At 59.6% G+C, this 15,310-nt stretch carries 16 protein-coding genes; 6 read left to right on the plus strand and 10 right to left on the minus strand.

Annotated features, from left to right (window positions below):
• Window positions 1-21: 21 nt before the first annotated feature.
• From AC3WR5_RS25735 to AC3WR5_RS25750, 4 genes are all read right to left on the minus strand, one after another.
• A complete protein-coding gene (locus tag AC3WR5_RS25735; protein ID WP_492488130.1) occupies window positions 22-981 on the minus strand; it encodes an NAD(P)H-dependent flavin oxidoreductase in 960 nt (319 codons plus the stop codon).
• Entirely contained in the window at window positions 981-2,771 is a 1,791-nt protein-coding gene (locus tag AC3WR5_RS25740) for an acyl-CoA dehydrogenase (protein WP_492488131.1), read from the minus strand. The genes AC3WR5_RS25735 and AC3WR5_RS25740 overlap by 1 nt, the downstream gene beginning before the upstream one ends.
• Window positions 2,772-2,858: 87 nt before the next feature.
• Window positions 2,859-3,788 carry an electron transfer flavoprotein subunit alpha/FixB family protein gene (locus AC3WR5_RS25745; protein ID WP_492488133.1) on the minus strand — a complete coding sequence of 310 codons (930 nt, stop codon included), beginning with the start codon at window positions 3,786-3,788 and terminating at the stop codon, window positions 2,859-2,861.
• A 2-nt stretch (window positions 3,789-3,790) separates the two neighbouring features.
• Window positions 3,791-4,540, minus strand: coding sequence for an electron transfer flavoprotein subunit beta/FixA family protein (locus AC3WR5_RS25750; RefSeq protein WP_492488135.1), 750 nt, complete (start codon window positions 4,538-4,540; stop codon window positions 3,791-3,793).
• A gap of 252 nt (window positions 4,541-4,792) precedes the next feature.
• Between AC3WR5_RS25750 and murI the strand changes: the two genes are divergently transcribed.
• Complete coding sequence (gene murI, locus AC3WR5_RS25755) at window positions 4,793-5,608, plus strand: glutamate racemase (RefSeq protein ID WP_492488137.1); 816 nt, start codon at window positions 4,793-4,795, stop codon at window positions 5,606-5,608.
• Between the two features lie 262 nt (window positions 5,609-5,870).
• On the opposite strand, the gene AC3WR5_RS25760 is transcribed toward murI, so the two are convergent.
• The 3 genes from AC3WR5_RS25760 to AC3WR5_RS25770 all read right to left on the minus strand — a co-directional run bounded on the left by AC3WR5_RS25760 (window position 5,871) and on the right by AC3WR5_RS25770 (window position 7,499).
• Window positions 5,871-6,179 (minus strand): H-NS histone family protein, encoded by a 309-nt coding sequence (locus AC3WR5_RS25760; protein WP_492488138.1) that lies wholly within the window; start codon window positions 6,177-6,179, stop codon window positions 5,871-5,873.
• A 122-nt stretch (window positions 6,180-6,301) separates the two neighbouring features.
• Window positions 6,302-7,186, minus strand: a complete 885-nt coding sequence (locus AC3WR5_RS25765) for an ImmA/IrrE family metallo-endopeptidase (RefSeq protein ID WP_492488140.1) — start codon at window positions 7,184-7,186, stop codon at window positions 6,302-6,304.
• On the minus strand, window positions 7,179-7,499 hold the full coding sequence (locus tag AC3WR5_RS25770) for a helix-turn-helix domain-containing protein (RefSeq protein ID WP_492488142.1): 321 nt from the start codon (window positions 7,497-7,499) through the stop codon (window positions 7,179-7,181). The genes AC3WR5_RS25765 and AC3WR5_RS25770 overlap by 8 nt, the downstream gene beginning before the upstream one ends.
• 251 nt (window positions 7,500-7,750) lie before the next feature.
• Between AC3WR5_RS25770 and AC3WR5_RS25775 the strand changes: the two genes are divergently transcribed.
• The 5 genes from AC3WR5_RS25775 (at window position 7,751) to AC3WR5_RS25795 (ending at window position 12,048) form a co-directional block, all read left to right on the plus strand.
• Window positions 7,751-8,071: a DUF3892 domain-containing protein gene (locus tag AC3WR5_RS25775; RefSeq protein WP_492488144.1), complete on the plus strand. Its 321-nt coding sequence runs from the start codon at window positions 7,751-7,753 to the stop codon at window positions 8,069-8,071.
• 184 nt (window positions 8,072-8,255) lie between these two features.
• Window positions 8,256-8,516, plus strand: a complete 261-nt coding sequence (locus AC3WR5_RS25780; protein ID WP_492488146.1) for a multiubiquitin domain-containing protein — start codon at window positions 8,256-8,258, stop codon at window positions 8,514-8,516.
• On the plus strand, window positions 8,491-9,681 hold the full coding sequence (locus AC3WR5_RS25785; protein WP_492488147.1) for a ThiF family adenylyltransferase: 1,191 nt from the start codon (window positions 8,491-8,493) through the stop codon (window positions 9,679-9,681). Before AC3WR5_RS25780 ends, AC3WR5_RS25785 begins: the two co-directional genes overlap by 26 nt.
• Complete coding sequence (locus AC3WR5_RS25790; protein WP_492488149.1) at window positions 9,614-10,054, plus strand: ubiquitination-like system serine protease family protein; 441 nt, start codon at window positions 9,614-9,616, stop codon at window positions 10,052-10,054. Before AC3WR5_RS25785 ends, AC3WR5_RS25790 begins: the two co-directional genes overlap by 68 nt.
• An 860-nt stretch (window positions 10,055-10,914) precedes the next feature.
• Entirely contained in the window at window positions 10,915-12,048 is a 1,134-nt protein-coding gene (locus AC3WR5_RS25795) for an Lcl C-terminal domain-containing protein (protein ID WP_492488151.1), read from the plus strand.
• A 76-nt stretch (window positions 12,049-12,124) separates the two neighbouring features.
• Here the strand turns inward: AC3WR5_RS25795 and AC3WR5_RS25800 are convergent, their stop codons facing one another.
• From AC3WR5_RS25800 to AC3WR5_RS25810, 3 genes are all read right to left on the minus strand, one after another.
• Window positions 12,125-12,697 (minus strand): AAA family ATPase, encoded by a 573-nt coding sequence (locus tag AC3WR5_RS25800; protein ID WP_492488153.1) that lies wholly within the window; start codon window positions 12,695-12,697, stop codon window positions 12,125-12,127.
• Window positions 12,698-12,992: 295 nt separating this feature from the next.
• Complete coding sequence (locus tag AC3WR5_RS25805; RefSeq protein WP_492488155.1) at window positions 12,993-13,646, minus strand: DUF7002 family protein; 654 nt, start codon at window positions 13,644-13,646, stop codon at window positions 12,993-12,995.
• A gap of 25 nt (window positions 13,647-13,671) precedes the next feature.
• Window positions 13,672-15,279, minus strand: coding sequence for an adenylosuccinate synthetase (locus AC3WR5_RS25810; protein ID WP_492488156.1), 1,608 nt, complete (start codon window positions 15,277-15,279; stop codon window positions 13,672-13,674).
• Window positions 15,280-15,310: the final 31 nt, after the last annotated feature.

Genomic DNA, 15,310 nt, shown 5'->3' on the forward strand with positions numbered 1-15,310 from the left:
GGCGCGCTGAGGCGATGCCCGTCACCGTGCCGAGAGCTGCAGGCGCGCACGCGCCGTGTCGTACTCGCGCTTGAAGCGGGCCACCAGCTCGGCGGTCGGCTGCACCTTGTCGATCGCCCCAATGCCCTGGCCGCAGCCCCAGATGTCCTTCCAGGCCTTCTTCGCATCGCCGCCGAAGTTCATCTTGGACGGGTCGCTTTCCGGCAGGTTCGCCGGGTCCAGGCCAGCCGCGACGATGGAAGGCGCCAGATAGTTGCCGTGCACGCCGGTGAACAGGTTGCTGTAGACGATGTCATCGCTGCTGCCGTCGACGATGGCCTGCTTGTAGGCATCGGCCGCGCGCGCTTCATCGGTGGCGATGAAGGCCGAACCGATGTAGGCAAAGTCGGCCCCCATGGCTTGCGCCGCGAGGATGGCACCACCCGACGCAATGGCGCCGGAAAGGGCCAGCGGGCCGTCGAACCACTGGCGGATTTCCTGGATCAGCGCAAACGGGCTCTTCACGCCGGCATGGCCGCCAGCACCAGCGGCCACCGCCACCAGGCCGTCCGCGCCTTTCTCGATGGCCTTGTGCGCAAAGGCGTTGTTGATGATGTCGTGCATCACCACGCCACCCCAGCTGTGCACCGCGTCATTCACATCGGTGCGCGCGCCCAGCGAGGTAATGACCAGGGGCACCTTGAACTTGGCGCACATCGCCATGTCATGGTCCAGCCGGTCATTGCTCTTGTGCACGATCTGGTTGATCGCGAACGGCGCGGCGGGCTTGTCCGGGTTGGCGCGGTCGTAGGCGGCCAGGGTCTCGGTGATCTCGGCCAGCCAGTCCTCCAGTTGCTCGGCAGGGCGGGCGTTGAGCGCCGGCATCGAGCCGACGACACCGACCTTGCACTGCTCGATGACCAGCTTGGGGTTGGAGATGATGAACAGCGGCGAGCCGATGACCGGCAGCGACAGGTTCGCGAAAACAGCAGGCAAAGCCATCAGAAAGCCTCCAGGGCAAGGGCGGTGACGGCGTCTGCGCCATCGACGATGCGGTCGCGCAGGCCGGGCACCTGGGTCAGGATGTGGTCGGCGTAGAAGCGCGCGGTGGCGATCTTGGCCGCCATGAAGTCGGAGTCAGTGCCTGCCGCCAGGCCTGCTTCGGCAGCCAGCAGCGCGCGGCCCATCTGCCAGCCTGCCACCAGGTTGCCCGCCAGCATCAGGTAGTTGACGCTGCCGGCGAACACCGCGTTCGGGTTGCTGCGCGTGTGGGCCACGACAAAGTCCACCACCTGCAGGAATGCCTCGCGCGCCGCACCCAGTCGCTTGGCGAAGGACCGCGCTGCGGCGCTGTCTTGCTGTGCCAGTTGCTGCTCGGTGACAGCGACCTGCGCGGCGACAGCTCGCGCGGTGGCGCCGCCGTCGCGCGAGGTCTTGCGGCCAACCAGATCGTTGGCCTGGATCGCCGTCGTGCCTTCGTAGATGGTCAGGATCTTGGCATCGCGGTAGTGCTGGGCCGCACCGGTCTCTTCGATGAAGCCCATGCCGCCGTGCACCTGCACGCCCAGGCTGGCCACGTCGATGCTCATCTCGGTGGAATAGCCCTTGATCAGCGGCACCATGAATTCATAGAAGGCGGCGTTCTGCTTGCGGACTTCCGCGTCAGGGTGCGCGTGCGCAGCGTCCGAGGCTGCAGCCGCGACCAGCGCCATCGCCCTGCAGCCCTCTGTGTAGGCGCGCATCGTCATCAGCATGCGGCGCACGTCAGGGTGATGGATGATGGGCGCGGCGCCAGGCAGCGAACCGTCGACCGGGCGCGACTGCACGCGGTCGCGCGCATAGGCCACCGCGCGCTGGTAGGCACGGTCTGCCACGCCGATGCCCTGCATGCCCACGCCGAAGCGGGCCGCGTTCATCATGATGAACATGTACTCCAGGCCACGGTTTTCCTGGCCCACAAGGTAGCCGATGGCGCCACCGTTGTCGCCGTACTGCAGCACGGCGGTCGGGCTGGCCTTGATGCCCAGCTTGTGTTCGATGCTGACGCAGTGCACGTCATTGCGAGCGCCCAACGAACCGTCCGCATTCACCATGAACTTGGGCACGATGAACAGCGAGATGCCCTTCACGCCTTCGGGTGCGCCGGTGACACGGGCTAGCACCAGATGGACGATGTTCTCGGCCATGTCATGCTCACCCCAGGTGATGAAGATCTTGGTGCCAAAGACCTTGTAGCTGCCGTCCGCCTGCGGCTCGGCGCGGCTGCGCACCGCCGCCAGGTCCGACCCGGCCTGCGGCTCGGTCAGGTTCATCGTGCCCGTCCAGCTGCCGTCGATCAGCTTGGGGATGTAGGTGCTGCGCTGTTCTTCGGTGCCCGCCGTCAGCAGTGCTTCGATCGCGCCATCGGTCAGCAGCGGGCACAGTGCGAAGCTGGTGTTGGCCGCATTGGTCATCTCGATGCAGGCCGCGTGGATCAGCTTGGGCAGGCCCTGACCGCCAAAGTCCGCCGGGTGATGCAAGCCCTGCCAGCCCCCTTGCGCAAACTGCTGGAAGGCTTGCTTGAAGCCTTTGGTGGCGCGCACCTCACCGCCCTCGAACCACGAAGGGTGCAGATCGCCTTCCCAGTTCAGGGGGGCGATCACATCTTCGTTGAGCTTGGCGCATTCTTCGAGCACCGCCTGCGCGGTGTCGAAACCAGCGTCCTCGAAGCCGGGCAGTTGCGCCACGGCCTCGATGTTCGCGAGTTCCTTCATCGCGAACAACATGTCCTTCACGGGAGCGCGATAGGTCATTGGGCTTGTCTCCGGTCGGAAAAAAGGCGCCATCAAGGGCGCCTCTGGGCAAAGCCGCCAGTGCGTGCCGCACCGGCAAGCCATGGGTCAAAGGGCCTTGATCAACTCAGGCACCGCAACAAACAGATCGGCTTCCAGCCCATAGTCCGCCACGCTGAAGATCGGCGCCTCCGGGTCCTTGTTGATCGCCACGATCACCTTGGAGTCCTTCATGCCGGCCAGGTGCTGGATCGCGCCGGAGATGCCGCAGGCGATGTACAGGCTGGGTGCCACGATCTTGCCGGTCTGGCCGACTTGCCAGTCGTTGGGCGCGTAGCCGGCGTCCACCGCGGCGCGGCTGGCGCCCAGGGCTGCGCCCAGCTTGTCGGCCAGCGGCGTCAGCACCTCGTTGAACTTGTCGCTGCTGCCCATCGCCCGGCCGCCGGAGACGATGATCTTCGCGGCGGTGAGTTCGGGCCGGTCGCTCTTGGTGACCTCGCGGCCGACGAAGCTGGACTTGCCGTTCGGCGCGACTGCGGTGATGGCCTCCACCGCTGCCGAGCCGCCGGTCGCCGCAGCGTCAAAGCCGGTGCTGCGCACGGTGGCGACCTTGGTCGCGTCGGCGGTCTGCACGGTGGCAATCGCGTTGCCGGCGTAGATCGGGCGCTCGAAGGTGTCGGCGCTGATCACCTTGGTGATGTCGCTGAGCTGGCCCACGTCCAGCTTGGCGGCCACGCGCGGGGCGACGTTCTTGCCGTGCGCGGTGGCGGGGAAGAAGATGTGGCTGTAGCTGCTGGCGATGGCGAGCACCTGGGCTGCAATGTCTTCGCCCAGCTGTTCGCCCAGGTGCGGCGCGTCGGCCTGCAGGACCTTGGCCACACCGGCGATCTGCGCTGCGGCCGCTGCGGCGCCACCGGCATTGCTGCCGGCGATCAGCACGTGCACGTCGCCACCGATCTGCACGGCGGCGGTGACGGTGTTCAGGGTGGCACCCTTGAGGCTGCCGTGGTCGTGTTCGGCAATGACAAGCGTCGTCATGGTCAGATCACCTTCGCTTCGTTCTTCAGCTTGTTCACCAGCGCCGCAACGTCCGGCACCTTCACGCCCGCGCCGCGCTTGGGCGGCTCGGAGACCTTCAGGGTCTTGATGCGCGGCGTCACGTCCACGCCCAGGTCAGCCGGCTTGAGCACGTCGAGCTGCTTCTTCTTGGCCTTCATGATGTTGGGCAGCGTGACGTAGCGCGGCTCGTTCAGGCGCAGGTCAGTGGTGATGACCGCGGGCAGCGAGAGCTTCAGCGTCTCTCCGCCACCGTCCACCTCGCGGGTGACGGACACCGAGTCTGCGCTCAGCTCGACCTTGGAGGCGAAGGTGGCCTGCGGCAGGTCGGCCAGCGCCGCCAGCATCTGGCCGGTCTGGTTGCAGTCGTCATCGATGGCCTGCTTGCCCAGGATCACCAAGCTGGGCTGTTCCTTGTCGACCAGGGCCTTGAGCAGCTTGGCCACCGCCAGCGGCTGCAGTTCCTCGCTGGTTTCGACCAGGATGGCCCGGTCGGCACCGATGGCCATCGCGGTACGCAGGGTTTCCTGGCACTGGGTGACGCCACAGGACACGGCGATGACCTCGGTCACCAGGCCCTTCTCCTTCAGGCGCACAGCCTCTTCGACGGCAATCTCGTCGAACGGGTTCATGCTCATCTTGACGTTGGCTATGTCCACGCCTGTGCCGTCGCTCTTCACGCGGACCTTGACGTTGTAGTCCACCACCCGTTTCACGGGGACGAGTACCTTCATATCGCGTTGCTCCTGTCGGATCTGTCGGTTTGATTGACGTTTACGTAAACGGGGAATTCTATGGCGGCGCAGGTGGCACGCCATCGGGAACAGCTACAGCGAGGCGATCTGAAACGCTCGCCGGATAAAACGAACGATCGTGCTATTTTAGACACAAGGGCAGCAAAATCCAAAGCCCTGCCGTGAACAGATTGCAAGCAGCCTGTCAGGCCGGAACAAGGCCTGCCCCTCCCCGCTAGACTTGCGACCTCCATGAACCATCCTGCTCCGAACAGCCGACTGATCGGCGTTTTCGACTCCGGCGTGGGCGGCCTTTCGGTGTTGCGCGCACTGCGCCAACGCCAGCCCGCGCTGCCGCTGCTTTACACCGCCGATTCAGGCCATGCGCCCTACGGTGACCGCAATCCGGCGCACGTCGTCGAACGCTCACTGAAAGTCACCCAGCACCTGATTGATCAGGGTGCAGGCCTGATCGTCATTGCTTGCAACACTGCAACGGCCTGGGCCATTGACACCTTGCGCCAGCGGCACCCCACGCTGGACCTGGTGGGCGTGGAACCCGGCGTGAAGCCTGCCGTCGCGCTGAGCCGCAACCGCAGGGTGGGCGTGATGGCCACGCCGTCAACACTGGCCAGCGAACGTTTTGCCAGCCTGCTGGCCCGCTACGCGAATGACTGCAAGATCCTCGGGGTCGCTTGCCGCGGGCTGGCAGCCGCCATCGAGCAAGGCGAAATCGGCTGCGAACAGGTCGACCAGTTGCTGGACCTCTACTGCGCAGAACTGCGCCAGGCCGAGGTCGACACCGCAGTGCTAGGCTGCACGCACTATCCGTTCGTCGCCGAGCGCATCGCACAGCGGCTGGGCCCCGAAGTGCAGTTGCTGGACACGGCAGACGCCGTTGCTCGGCAGGCCTTGAACCTCTGGGTGGCGCGCCATCCGGAACGGGCAGCCGACAGCGGGAACAAGGGCCAGGTGCGGCTTCAATCGACCGGCGACACCACGGTGCTGGCTCGCCTCGCACGAGAGCAACTCGGGCTCTTCGAGCCAGTCGAGAACATCACGCTCTGAGCATGCCGGAAAGCCAGCCGCCTGCGTGGTACCCGGAACGGGACTTGAACCCGTACGCCTTTTACGGCGGCGGATTTTAAGTCACCCGAGTCTGATGTAACTTGTTGATTTATATAGTGAAATTTTCCAAGTCAGAAAGAGTGTGCAAGGATTTGTGCAAGTTTTTAGTGTTGCCAAAGAGCCACTCTGCCGACCTGGTCAATGTGAACGCGGGCCGCGATGCGCGGCTTGTACCGAAGACATACGGCGCCGCACCCAGCGCTTAAACCGCGAAATCCTCCAAGGTCTTCCCCGCGGCAAGCGCGCTGCTGAGCCAGCGCGGCTTCAAGCCTCTGCCGGACCAGGTTTCGCCAGTCGCGCTATTCCGATATTTGGCCGCGACCTTGGACTTGGACTCTTTAGCGGGCTTGCCTGAGGGCGCACGCGTCGCAAGGTCATCCACCGTCAGCCCATATTCGGACATGAGCGATTTCACCTTGCTGATTGCGTCCGCTCGAGCACCACGCTGCGCCTGTTCGATTTGGCGAGCCAGTGCGTCCCGCTGAGCGATCAGTTCTTGAATTGAGGTCATACAGCAAGCATGGAGAGTAAAAGTGTCGCCATAGTAACGCAGCACTCCAACTTAATCGACCGAACGGGCGGCGCCTGGCGTGAGCATCAGTTGCCCAGCGCCTGCCCACGAAATTCAGGCCTTTACGCAGACCGGCCGAAACCGATAGTCCCCTCCAACACTTGATCAAAAGCGTCAACTGTCGGCTCCTCTTCATGCAAGACAAGACTTGCTTCGGGATAACGCACGAGGAAAATGGTCAATTCGAACTGATCGGATACGATCACAGACTCTTCAGCCTCTAGCGAGGAATGCCAAATGCCAGCAGAAACGCTGCACCGACTGTTCTTGGTTTGCCCCTCGGCAGCCATTGAGCGCGCGATGGCTGATTGAGGGACCGGCGTGCCTGGCGGTAGATAGGCGGACCGATTTGACGCCGATTTGCTGGGATAAGACCAGCACACAAACTCGTCCCGGGTCACCACAAGTATTGCAGCCTCATGGGTGATCTCCAACCACCTGAGAGCAGTCGCGGTGAAAGAGGTGCCGTAGCGATTCGCGACCTCACCAAGAAGCTCCAGCGTGATTGCCTGCCCTTCAATCTGCTGCCGGAAATCGTTCGCCGGCATGAGTAGAAAGGACGCGAAGACATTTGCTTCGCGCTCCATGCGTCGCGAGACATCCCCCTGGTAATCGAGCATCGCTCCCTGAGCGCAGCTGAACTGCTCGTGCAGCGCGCGATGGCAAAAATAATGGCCCAGTTCGTGAGCCAAGGTGAAGTTGATCCGACCCGGGACTGTGACACCTTCATCGTATGAGATGCACCAGTCTCCTCTCCTACGCCGAGAAAGCATGCCATCGATCCCTGGCACGCCGTGCGGCTTGATCAAGCCGACCGGATCAGAAAAGCGCTGAGGCGTTACCTCAAGGGCAAGTAGCTTTACGTCCACGGGAAATGACTGGCCCGACGCCATCCAGAGTCTGGACATCTGAATGCCCCACCCTGCGGGTGTCGTTGGTTCAGTCATCGTCTATCGCCTTCAGAAATTTTTCTAGCTGAGCCCGCTTCGCAGGATCAAGCTGTCCGATACGGCGAAAGAAGGCTTTGTCAGCATCGGATTCTGTCGGGGTCTGCTTCTCGTCGTCGAGCAGAAATTCGACGGTGACGCCAAAGACCTCCGCAATCTTGCTGATCTTTTCTGCCGACGGCCTGACGACCGGTCGGTTTTCAAGCTCCCAGATGTAGCTCTTGCTGGACTCCGTCTTCTGGGCAAGCTCGTCCAATGTGAGCTTCAGCCGCTTTCTTTCAGTGCGGATCTTCTGTCCTAGTGGGGTGGTCAACGGCTCTCTCCTGATTGCTGAAGCCAGGCCTTAGACATCAAGGCCTTGGCTCCATGCGCTTGGTAGGTGGCAGGTGCCCGGCTTGGACCAAGACATCCAAGCAAGCAGCGACAGCGACCCCCTTGGTCGCCACAAGTTCAGAGTAGACGCATTTTTTCTGCTTGACAAGAGGGTTCTGACTGAGCAGACTACAAATGCGCCTACACCGAACACGATGGTTGGCGCGTCCTCAAACCTTTTGGGAACCCAGCATGACCACGATCACCAAGACGACGACCATCAAATGCACCGGCAAGCGCATGAGCGGCGGCAGCGGGCACGAACACATCAGCCATCTGTGGTGGGTGAAGTTCGAAAACGGCAGAGACACCAGCGAGAAGGGCTACAGCACGCGCGAGCAAATGGTCGCGTACATCGAAGCCAACGGGAACGAATCCGTTTGGTGCCCGGACCGCAATCCGCAGCTCAAAGGCGCCTGGGTGCACGTTCACAGCAACGGGCGCATCAAATACGTCCAGACCGTGGCAGACGGGCGCAAGACGGACAACCTCCTATCGCTCCCTGACATGTAAATACAGCAGAGCAAACGAGGCTCCGCCGCAAAAAATTATCCTCAATATGAGGGACTCTCAAAAAAAAGAGGCCGGCCTTTGCGCCTACGATGAACGGTCAGACGACCTCAACAAAGAAGTTGGAACAACTACAAGTAAAGCACGAGTTAGTTAACAAACAAATCTCAACGAAAAAGGAAACGAAATGGACCAGTTACAAGACCAGGAGCTTCTGCCGCGAGTTGAAATCTTCATCAACACCGCTCCCCATATCCATCATCTCCACGAGATCCACTTTGCACGTGTCGTAGATCTTTCTGGGGTGAAGGCAGCAGAAGGACAGCAATATTCCGTCACATACAGCGACGGTCCCGCACAGAATATCGAGGGAGAAATGACCCTTGGTGAATCTGTGAAAATCCAAAACGGAATGATATTCGATGTCTCAACAACTTATCGATCGTAGCCCCGATCTGCAGAAGTTCAGGGGTGAGGGATATAACCTCCTCTACAAAGATAGTCATCTCATCGTTTGGGATATCCCCTACCTCAATGCGCAAGGCGAGCTCTGTACCGGGATGTTTATCTCGACCGCCGAACTGCAAGGCGATTTCACGAGCAATCCCGTCACCGATCACACCGTATATTTCTGCGGTGAGATGCCATGCGCGTCGAATGGCACGCCTCTCGATATCGTTGCAGACACCGCTGGCGGCACAGCGGCGGGATTGCGTTGGAATTTCAGGTTTTCGGTGAAATTTACCAACGGCAGTAGCTACACCGACTACTACCAGAAATTCAAAAAGTACATTGCCTGCATCTCTGGGCCCGCGCGATTAAAATATAATGTCACTGCAGCGACTCGGCAGGCAATCGAAGCCGATGAAGATGATTCCGTCTTCGTATTGCAGGAGACATGGTCCTCGTCAGCGCAGATCTCTTCCATCGTGAATCGCCTTAAGGGGCAACGAGTTGGCATAGTGGGCCTTGGCGGCACTGGCTCCCACATCCTCGACCTCGTCGCGAAGACGCCGGTACTGGAAATTCATCTTTACGATGGTGATGTGGTCGAGCAAAAGAATATCTGGCGTTTTGCTGGAGCAACTCCACGCTCGGCGGTAGACACAAGGTCACCAAAGGTTGAGTATTTCTCGACAGCCTATGCCGCGCTTCGCCGGGGCATCATCCCGCACGCCTATCACGTTACGGACGAGAACGTTGCGGAGCTACTTGCGCTAGATTTTATCTTCATTTCCGTTGACAGCGGATCTGCTCGAGAACTGATAGCGCGCGCCTTACACGGGGCCAACAAACCATTCATTGATGTCGGCATGGGCATCGACATTGTACAGGGCGAGCAACTAGGCGGCTTGGTACGGACGACGCTGGTCGTGAATGGAGACAGTCAAGCTCTTTCCCGTTTGCCTACCGGCGAAGGCAACGAAGCTGATGCCTACGCCAAAAACATTCAAATAGTCGACATGAATTGCCTGAACGCGGCACTTGCAGTGATCCGCTGGAAGAAGTTTAATGGGATTTATGCCGACATGAAGGGAGAGTGGAATGCCCACTACGCCATCACGACCAACAAGCTCATCAACTCCACTCAAGCTAAAGTCGCTGAGACATGAGTTTGTTGAGAGCGTCCCTTCGCCACTAGAGTTTGGCGTAATTTACGTCTCGATCCGGTTCAAGACGGCGATACATCTGTGCTGCTGCGGCTGCGGAAGCCAAGTAGTCACGCCTATTTCCCCGGCTAAGTGGACTTTGCTTTTCCATGGAAAGTCCGTCTCTCTCTGGCCATCCGTTGGCAATTGGGCTCTACCCTGCAAATCGCACTACTGGATTCGGGAGAGTAATGTCGTTCAGGCCGGTAGAATGACAGATGAGGAAATAGAAGACAACGGCGCCCGAGATGCGTCGTTGCGAGCTCACTACTATGCAAACCCGCAAGATGGAAAAACCCCATCACAGGGATTTCTGAAGAAGCTGCTTGGGAAATAACTTTTCTCGCAGAGAAAGCGCTGCCGACGTACCCGGTAGTCGCAAGCAAGCATGAGGAATCCGCGAGTCTAGCCAATCGCTATTGATGGCACCAATTCGGCTAAGTCTATTTTCAGAAAGAATAAAATGGCTTCGGTGAAAATTGAGGAAGTGGTCGATCACTTGAGTTCCGAAATGCGCCGCGCCCTTGAGGTACTGTTCGAGAAGTGATTCCAGATGCGAGTTTTGACTCCCATGCACTATTCCGATCATTCAAGCGAGCGGTTTATCGAAAATGCAATGTTTGGGAACAGATTCCCGATCAGTATGTACAGAAGTGAACGCGTGCCGACGCCCAAGAAATTCCAACCAAACAATTAATCTGCAAGGGGTATTTCAAGCCGGTTGAGCGATGGGGACGACAGACAGTCCGAACTTGGCTGCACGCAGGGTGATCTGGCGGATGTGGGCAGAAACGGATAGAGGTCTGCCAGCGACTGCTGCGGCAGGTTGCCCAGGACACCGATGACACCTAACTATGTAGCGTTAGGACGGTTTGTACACAAAATAGATGACCCATTGGCCCGATTCGCTATAAGGCCCAAACATCCCGATTCGCGGTGAGTGCGCACCATTTCGGCGCAGATTTAGGCGCGATCGCTGCAGAGCACTGACTGCATAGCAGCCGCAACCTCATCAAAATGACGGATCCCGACGCGCATGACGCGTTCGCCTTTGTTGACAGGCCACCTAACCCGATGAAAGATGGAATAGCCACGCTCACACCCTTGTGAGCGTCTAGCCGGCTCACCGTGCGCCTATGTGTCGAACGAGGTCGCCTGGGACCAGCCATCGCGTCAACAATGCAAATGGAGGATCAAATGGCTATCCGGACACTTCTTTCTGATAAGCGGTGGAAACTTGCTATTGGGCTTGCCGGACTGCTGTCGGCTGGCTGCGCCGCGGCAGGTCCCACTGGAAAGCTAAATGACACTGGAATGACGCAATGCGTCAACGCTACAGAATTCACACCGCGCTGCAAAGGCACCGGTCAAGACGGCGAATACGGACGAGACGTCACGGCTCGCGATTACAGCGATGGTTCCGCAGGTTTTGGGTTTATAAAGATTTCTGCGACGGGTGCCCGGCTACCATCAAATGCATTGCTGTGGAGCTGCGTCGAGGATACCGTGACCGGATTGATCTGGGAAGTTAAGACCAATGATGGTGGATTCAGGGACAAGGATGCGTTCTATCAATATGGCGCCTCCGGCTATGAGGGCCAGGTGAATGAGCAAGGTCTATGCGGCGCGAAAGACTGGCGCATTCCCAATGTAGCTGAGCTTCAATCGATTTTGCTCTATCGCCCCCATGAGGACTCCAGCACGCCATTGGCAATAGATTCATTGTGGTTCCTTCGCACTAATGAAAATCCAGGTGTTTACTGGACCTCCACTTTGAATATTCCGGAACGATGGCATTGGACGGTAGACTTCACCACCGGCGTCATTGGCGTTGCAAACGAAGGCAATGGTCCAGTCTCGCTGCCCGTTCGCGTCGTTAGAAACAGTGCCGGTGCTGGACCAGTGGAGCCGCGCTTCGAAATTAATGGCGCCGAGGTCATGGATCGCCAAACTGGATTAGTGTGGCGTAGATGTGCAGAAGGCTATACCTGGGACGGCACCACCTGCGCGGGTCTAACCCCCGTAAGTGGGAGCTTTCAACTTGCTATCGAATATGCAAAGCAGCAGGCTGCTGCAACAGGCGTTGCGTGGCGAATGCCAAATGTGAAAGAACTCATTAGCCTCATTTCATATTCGACAGTGAATCCAGCGATGGATCCGACAATATTCCCGAATACACCACACGTGGTCTTTGCAACGTCTACACCTTTTGGCACCGGCGCCTATTGGTATGTGCAAGCTACGACCGGCTCGTCTGGCTATTGGGACAACTCACAAAGCGGTGCAATTCGCTTGGTGAGAGATTCAACTCCTGCTATCTCCACCGAATAGTCGATGCCTGCGTGCAGGTTGAAGCTATAGGTGACAGCCTGGCGAAACTGCAGCGCGTTCCGTTAGGTCGTTTCGCCTAGGGCCGCAACTGGAATAACGCGGCTAGGATTAGCTCCGCCGACTCAGCCGGCGAGGCGACATTCGTGTCGATGACGAGGTCGGCGCGGGAGATTTGCGCCCTCGAGAGAATCTCATTTTCGTGCTGCACCGCGACGTCGTACGGAGTGGGGTCAGCCTGCTCGCCGGCAGCCGCTTGGCGAGCTTCGTAGCGCGCGCGAATCACCTCTTCATCGGCGCGCAAATGCACATGCAACACGCGCCCTCCGAAGGCGTTGCGAAAGTGCGCGACCTGGCGCTCTTTGCGCACTGCGTCCACAAGCCAAAGCCGCTGGTTAGGAGACGCTTCGATGGCTGGACGTGCAACCTCGTCGACGACCCACCTGTAGTCCGTGACCGCGTCCAGCTCATCGCCCAGGTTCTGAAGCGCCGTCCTGCTTGCCGCCAGCCGCTTCTCCTTGGCAAGCTGCATGAGATAGCCGCTGGAACGCACGTAGTCGAAGCCGTGTGAGGACAACAGTTCCTGTCGTAGTGTCGTCTTGCCAACCGCGACCGGGCCACTCAGGAGGACGATTCCGTTCTCAGAAGCCATCGAAAGTCCCCCCAACAGGCTTGCAAAGGACGGTTGCTATACCGCGCTGGAACCAACCGCCTTCAGGAGGCGAGCAGCAATGACACCCAGCGCATTCCCGACAGACGTCATGTCGACCAGAGACCTTTTTGACCGCCGCCGCCAGCGCAGCAACGCAGTCGAGCCATCCAATGCGTTGAGCTGTATTGAGTCACTTCGACTGAGAAAATTCTCATTCTCGCAGAAGACCATCGTCGCCTTCAAGATGAGGTGAACCACTTGCGTGCAACGTCAGCTCGCACGCGCAGACGTCGATTCAAAGGGGGAGCGGCCCAATCACCGTTCTCCCTTGTATTCTTCTGACGGCGACGACGTAGTCCGCGATGTCCGGGATGCTGTAGTCGACGACCACTTCAACCACTGCCGGTTTGGGCGTCCCGGCCCGCGGCTTGACTGGGTAGTCGGGGATGCGTTTGAACGCCTCCATGCCGCGCTTGTGCGGCATTGGGAACGTGTTGCCCGAGTTCATGCGGCACAGCATCGTTCGATCAGCGTAACGAGCCATCAAGCGCGCGGTGTCGATGGTCAGGACGTCATGCTCGAGCCCGCGATATTCACGCGCGTTGAGAAGGCCGAACAGTCGTTCCTCCTCCGCCCACATGAAAATGCGCGCGTTGAGAAATTCGTACCACTGGCTAGGCGTTGTTCCGTCGACGAGCGCATCGAGCAGCCGGTCAGGGAACATCGGCTTCTGGTCGCGCAAGACAATCTGAGCGCCGGGCTGACCGACGGTTACCTTATTTGGCCGATGCTCAAACTCGAGTACGCGGCGCTCAGCGCCCGTCACCCCTGCTCTGTCGAGAATGGCTCGAGTACTGAGCAGACCATGAGCCTTGATGGACGGCCAGCTATCCCGCTCAGCCATGTGATATAGCTGCGGATAGCACGCGACGAGGGTCTCAACGTTCATTGTTTGGTTTCTTGTTCTTGACGCTTCACCACATGCGCCTGTCGATGATGTTGCGCTCGTCGAACGCCGTTGAAATCATGGAAACCGGCACGCCACTGACCTTCTCCATCTCTTCGATGAACCGCAGCGTCTCTGCTGTGAGCTGCTCGTAGCGATAGGCTTTCCGGTTCGCAACGCCAAAGTAATCTGCAAATGTCAGCGCGACATCGGTTGGGCCATTGAGGAGCATCGAACGCCGGAACTGCGCCCAGTCGAACTCGGCGACACGTCGCTTGCGGCCGGAGACTGAACCGATTTCGGTGGAGACCAGGTCCTCAATCGGTATCCCCGAACGGTCAGCGATGTCCTTGAACTCGAGTTCCTGGCTCATGAAGCCAGATGTCTTGCCTTCGATGGAGTCACCCACCCGGATGGGGTAGGTGCGGCAGACCATCATGACCCGGCGGACGTGCCGCGAAGCAAGGCCAGCTTCAGAGAGGCAGGCTGCGGCAGTCGTCGCACGTGAGGTGACGTGCGGGTAGTGGCCGTGGTGAAGGCTCAAGGAGGTTCCTTGCGTTCCCTCGAGCATTACCTTGTGCCCCTTGGACAAGCAGCTCGCGAAGAACTCCACCGTGTCGCAGATGTAGTGCTTCAGCGCGGGGATGTCCTGTGCCAGGCGCACGTTGGTATCGGGCCGTCGGTACAGAATCTTCCTGGCCGTGGCGGAGCCGATGCCTTGAGCGGTGGAGCCGATGGCGCCCTTGAGATACTTCACCTCCCAGTCGACGTCCAAGTCCTCGATAATCATCGCGCGATGGTCGATGAAGAGCTTCTTGTACGTGATGGAAAGCTGCCCAATTTCCTTGAGCAGCGTGTTTAGCCCGATGACCGCGCCGGCGCCGATGACGAGCGTCGCATCTCGGTTTCCCAGCGCGCCGGACGGCAGTTGCCGAAACGTGAAGGGCTCCTCGCCAGGACGGAACACCTTGTGTCCCGCGTTCGGGCCACCAACTCGAACCAGCACGTCGTACTCGGGAGCCAAGTAGTGGGCGACGTTTCCCTTGCCCTCGCTGCCGTATTGCCCTCCGACCAGGACATCCACATTCGCCGCAGCGATGACCGGCCGCACCTCCAGTCGGGCAAACACGCGAGCGAAGACATCGTTGGCGTTACACCTGTCTGTGTCGATAACGACGTCAGCCGAGTCCGCCAAAGAGTTGACGTGTCGCTCCGTCCAGTTCTTGTCGAGGTCGGCGTAAGTTCCGAGTTCGCCGGCGCTTGGACGACCGGCATACCGCTTGATTAGCGTTGCCTCGCTGGCGGCCAGATGCACATGGATGACAGACATGCCGCTTTGGCGCAGGTACTTGACCTGATCGGCAGTTCGTACCGAGTCGACGACGTAGAGCTCGATGCTCGGATCGTTCATCGGGCGCTGAATCAGCGCCTGGGCCAGCCAACGTCCGCCGTCCTCGCGGTCGAGGCGCTGGCCTGCGAGTTGTGCGGGCTTGCGCGCTTTCGCCGTGTTCGGCAAGAGCTCGTAAATGAGCTCCTTAGATTTAATGAGAGTCGCTCCGGCGATGGTCTCAAGGTTGCGGGAAAGCGTCGACTTTCCGGCGCACACTTTCCCAGACAGGACGATGAACCTTGGCATTAGTCTCCCGGAGACGTTTTTTTGTCTTCTT

This window comes from Ideonella sp. FW305-24, from assembly GCF_058788035.1.

Coding starts and splice junctions, on each gene's coding strand:
- AC3WR5_RS25735 (WP_492488130.1), bottom strand. CDS start 981: ATGGCTTTGCCTGCTGTTTTCGCGAACCTGTCGCTGCCGGTCATCGGC.
- AC3WR5_RS25740 (WP_492488131.1), bottom strand. CDS start 2,771: ATGACCTATCGCGCTCCCGTGAAGGACATGTTGTTCGCGATGAAGGAA.
- AC3WR5_RS25745 (WP_492488133.1), bottom strand. CDS start 3,788: ATGACGACGCTTGTCATTGCCGAACACGACCACGGCAGCCTCAAGGGT.
- AC3WR5_RS25750 (WP_492488135.1), bottom strand. CDS start 4,540: ATGAAGGTACTCGTCCCCGTGAAACGGGTGGTGGACTACAACGTCAAG.
- murI (WP_492488137.1), top strand. CDS start 4,793: ATGAACCATCCTGCTCCGAACAGCCGACTGATCGGCGTTTTCGACTCC.
- AC3WR5_RS25760 (WP_492488138.1), bottom strand. CDS start 6,179: ATGACCTCAATTCAAGAACTGATCGCTCAGCGGGACGCACTGGCTCGC.
- AC3WR5_RS25765 (WP_492488140.1), bottom strand. CDS start 7,186: ATGACTGAACCAACGACACCCGCAGGGTGGGGCATTCAGATGTCCAGA.
- AC3WR5_RS25775 (WP_492488144.1), top strand. CDS start 7,751: ATGACCACGATCACCAAGACGACGACCATCAAATGCACCGGCAAGCGC.
- AC3WR5_RS25780 (WP_492488146.1), top strand. CDS start 8,256: ATGGACCAGTTACAAGACCAGGAGCTTCTGCCGCGAGTTGAAATCTTC.
- AC3WR5_RS25785 (WP_492488147.1), top strand. CDS start 8,491: ATGTCTCAACAACTTATCGATCGTAGCCCCGATCTGCAGAAGTTCAGG.
- AC3WR5_RS25790 (WP_492488149.1), top strand. CDS start 9,614: ATGCCCACTACGCCATCACGACCAACAAGCTCATCAACTCCACTCAAG.
- AC3WR5_RS25795 (WP_492488151.1), top strand. CDS start 10,915: ATGGCTATCCGGACACTTCTTTCTGATAAGCGGTGGAAACTTGCTATT.
- AC3WR5_RS25800 (WP_492488153.1), bottom strand. CDS start 12,697: ATGGCTTCTGAGAACGGAATCGTCCTCCTGAGTGGCCCGGTCGCGGTT.
- AC3WR5_RS25805 (WP_492488155.1), bottom strand. CDS start 13,646: ATGAACGTTGAGACCCTCGTCGCGTGCTATCCGCAGCTATATCACATG.
- AC3WR5_RS25810 (WP_492488156.1), bottom strand. CDS start 15,279: ATGCCAAGGTTCATCGTCCTGTCTGGGAAAGTGTGCGCCGGAAAGTCG.